3 protein-coding genes are annotated in these 2685 nt (G+C 65.5%); 2 read left to right on the top strand and 1 reads right to left on the bottom strand.

Annotation, left to right across the window (positions count from 1 at the left end; translation table 11 throughout):
• Positions 1–1683, top strand: a 1683-nt coding sequence (locus EN884_RS32235; RefSeq protein WP_281034859.1) for an AsmA-like C-terminal region-containing protein, incomplete at its 5' end; no start/stop codon positions are given.
• A gap of 7 nt (positions 1684–1690) precedes the next feature.
• On the opposite strand, the gene EN884_RS32230 is transcribed toward EN884_RS32235, so the two are convergent.
• On the bottom strand, positions 1691–2128 hold the full coding sequence (locus EN884_RS32230) for a helix-turn-helix domain-containing protein (RefSeq protein WP_013531012.1): 438 nt from the start codon (positions 2126–2128) through the stop codon (positions 1691–1693).
• 154 nt (positions 2129–2282) lie between these two features.
• Between EN884_RS32230 and EN884_RS32225 the strand changes: the two genes are divergently transcribed.
• Positions 2283–2685, top strand: a 403-nt coding sequence (locus tag EN884_RS32225; RefSeq protein WP_206617696.1) for a chloride channel protein, incomplete at its 3' end; no start/stop codon positions are given.

The raw sequence follows: 2685 nt of genomic DNA, 5'->3' as shown, positions 1-2685 counted from the left end.
GCCAAGGGCAAGCTCAGCCTCGATGCCGCCGACATCGAGCCGTGGCTGATGACGTCGGGCATCGGCCTGCCAGGCATGGGGGCGGGCATGTCGACGTCGCTCGCCGCGCAGGGCGACTACGGCAACGGCCTGCTGGTGCTGGACGAACTCAGCGGCGCCATCAACGAAGCGGCGGTGTCCGGCGACGTCAATATCGATGTAAAGGACGGCGTGCCACATCTGGCCGGGGCGCTGGCGCTCGACGAACTCGACCTCGATCCCCTGGCGGTGGCGCTGTTCGGCGACTCCGCCTTTCTAGCCGACAAGGAGGGCGCAGCCAAAGACCGGGCAGGCAAGGGTGGCGTGTGGCCGGCGACACCGTTCAGCCAGAAATCCAGCCTGCCATTCACCGCCGACCTCGACCTGACGACGGCAGCACTGGCCGCCGGCCGGTTCGCCACCGCCTATGACGCCGCCTTTTCGCTCAAGCTCGACCAGGAAGGCATCCGCGTTTCGGATCTCAAGGCGAAGTTGCTGGGCGGGGCGCTGACCGGCCTATTCGAGTTGAAGAACAACAACGGCACCGGACTGTTCTCTGGCCAGATGAAACTGGCGGGCGCCGATCTGGCGACCGTGCTGCCGGATGCCGGCATCAGCGGCATCGGCGATTTCTCGACGGCGCTGTCAAGCAGCGGCAAATCGGTCGAAGGGATGGTGGCTGCCTTGTCAGGCTCCGGAACTGCGGCGTTGAAGGGCGTGAAAGTTGCTGGCCTCAATCCAGATGCGTTCAGTGCGTTCCTCGCCAAGGCGGATGCGATCGGGCGCGACATCGATGCGGCCAAGACCGCCGGCTTCGCGCCCGAGATTGCCGCTGATGGCAGCTTTGCCGCTGGCGATACCGACATAGCCTTCACGGTTGCCGGCGGCACGCTGCGGGCGCCGCCGGTCAGCCTGGAAAATCCAGCGGCGACCTTGTCCGCCGACATCACGGCGGATCTCAACGCGGCCACGGTGTCGGCCAAGGGTGCGATCACCTATCGGCCTGGCGACGAGGCGCTGGTCGGCTCCGAGCCGGTTGTGAATTTCACCGCCGAAGGGCCGTTCGGCGCGGTCAAACGAGCATTCGACAGTGAGCCGCTGGCGCAGTTCCTGACCCAGCGCGCGCTGGAGAAGGAGCAGCAGCGCGTCGAGGCGATGCAGGCCGCGCTGCTCGAGAAGCAGCGGCTGCGGCGCGAAGTGCGCTATTACGCTGCGCGGCAGGATGCTCGCGACAAGGCGGCCGAGGAATTGCGCCGGCAGGAGGAAGCAGCGCGGCTCAAAGCCGAAGCTGACGCCAAGGCCAAGGCCGAAGCGGATGCACAGGCTCAGGCTGAGGCGGACGCAAAGGCTCAGGCCGACGCGGAGGCGAAAGCCAAGGCGGACGCAGATGCCAAAGCCAAGGCCGATGCCGAAGCGAAGGCGGCTGCCGAAAAGCAGGCCGCCGACGAGGCCGCCAAGGCGCAGGCCGAGCAGGAGCGGCAGAAGGCGGAAGAGGCGATGCGTATTGCCTCGCAGGAAAAGGCAAGGCTCGAAGCCGAACGCAAGGCCGCGCAGTCTCCGAAGGTGGAGCGGGCGCCGCTGCCGCAGGCCAACGACAATCCGCCGCCGGCCAAGCCGAAGGCCAATCCGTTCACGATCGACAATCTGCTGAAGTCGCTGCAGTAGTAGTCGACTACCCACGGTCTCGATCGAGCAGCCGCCGCAGCATCGGTTCGATGCGTGACAGTTCGTCGAGATGCGCCGCCGACAGCTCGGCCAGGCAATCGTCGGCGCGCTCGGTCAGTTGCAGCAGCACGCGGCGATGGTCGTCCTTGTCCTGATCCCTTGTGACCAGCCCTGCCTCGCCGAGACGGTTGACCAGTTCGACGGCGCTGTGGTGGCGAATGCGCAGGCGTTCCGCGAGATCGCCAACCGTCACCGGGCCGCCGCCGGGGAATCCCTTGATCGCCAGCAGCGCCTGATGCTGGCGCGGGGTCAGGCCGGCGTCTTCCGCCTGGACCTGGCTGAATTCGAGGAACCGGCGGATCAGGTAGCGAAACTCCGACAGCCGCTGGTAATCGGCCTGGCTGATGGCGGGACGTTGTTCTCGTGGCTGCGACATATCAGACATGTGTTCGTTTTCCGGCGAAAGCTCAAACGGATTTCGGGCGAAACCGGCTTGAATATTTATATCGTGTTACGATACATAGCCACCGACAAACCCGGCTGGCCGCTTCGACCGTGCCGCACCCCAGACATACGGCCGCCGCCAGGAAGCAACTGCCATGAAGACCCATCATTCGAACCCGGAGCACCTGCGCGATTTCACCACGGATCCCAGGGTTCTGCTCGTCGCCGCCATTGCCGTGGTGGTGGCGACAGCCGGGTTGTTTGCCGGCATCGCGCTTTTGAAGCTGATCCGGCTTGCCACCAACATTGCCTATTTCGGCCAGTTCTCGCTTGCCGACCTGAAGCTCGAGAACACGCCGCTTGGGCTTGCCGCCGTCCTCGTTCCGGTGATCGGTGCGCTGATCATCGGCCTGATGGCGCGCTATGGCAGCGAGAAGATCCGCGGCCACGGCATTCCCGAAGCCATCGAGGCGATCCTGCTCGGGCGCTCGAAACTCGACGCCAAGGTGGCGATCCTGAAGCCGCTGTCGTCGGCGATCTCGATCGGTTCCGGCGGAC

Origin of the sequence: Mesorhizobium sp. M7A.F.Ca.AU.001.01.1.1 (assembly GCF_004022735.1) — a bacterium.
Lineage (GTDB): Bacteria > Pseudomonadota > Alphaproteobacteria > Rhizobiales > Rhizobiaceae > Mesorhizobium > Mesorhizobium ciceri.
This window is presented reverse-complemented; position numbering and strand designations above follow the sequence as displayed.